Annotated in this window: 1 protein-coding gene; it reads left to right on the top strand. The window is 58.9% G+C overall.

Annotation, left to right across the window (positions count from 1 at the left end; all coding sequences use genetic code 11):
- Window positions 1-475 (top strand): carbohydrate kinase family protein (locus D7Y13_RS46305; protein WP_158626218.1); only part of this gene is annotated, 475 nt, incomplete at both ends.

Genomic DNA, 475 nt, shown 5'->3' with positions numbered 1-475 from the left:
GCGCATCTCTGTCATCGGTGACGTGATGACAGACGTGTGGGTCCACGGCAGAATCGAGGAGTGTCAAGATGGGTGCCCCAAGTTCATGAAGCGCGACAGGGTCGCCGTAAACGGTGGAGCAGCCAACGCCAGAGACTGCCTGACCCCGTGGCGTATCCGCACCGACTTGTTCGGTCGATCTCACAACGACCGACCCATCAAGTTTCGGTACGTGGACGACGAGACCGGGAGGATCGTATTTCGGTACGACGACGAGACGATGCTCGCCGCTGCGAACGACTACATATGGACCCACGGTGATGCGCTGGAGCGCGTGATCGCACACTCGGACGCCGTGCTGATAAGCGACTACGACAAGGGATTCCTCGCACCAGACCTGATCCAGAGGGTGGTGGGTGCCTGCACCAAGAAGAAGATACCATGCGTGGCTGACGCGAAGCGTGAGCCAGACTTGTACTGTGGAGCGATCATAAAG

Origin of the sequence: Corallococcus praedator (assembly GCF_003612125.1) — a bacterium.
Lineage (GTDB): Bacteria > Myxococcota > Myxococcia > Myxococcales > Myxococcaceae > Corallococcus > Corallococcus praedator.
The sequence above is the reverse complement of the archived record's forward strand: the minus strand, read 5'-3'. Positions and strand labels throughout refer to the sequence as shown.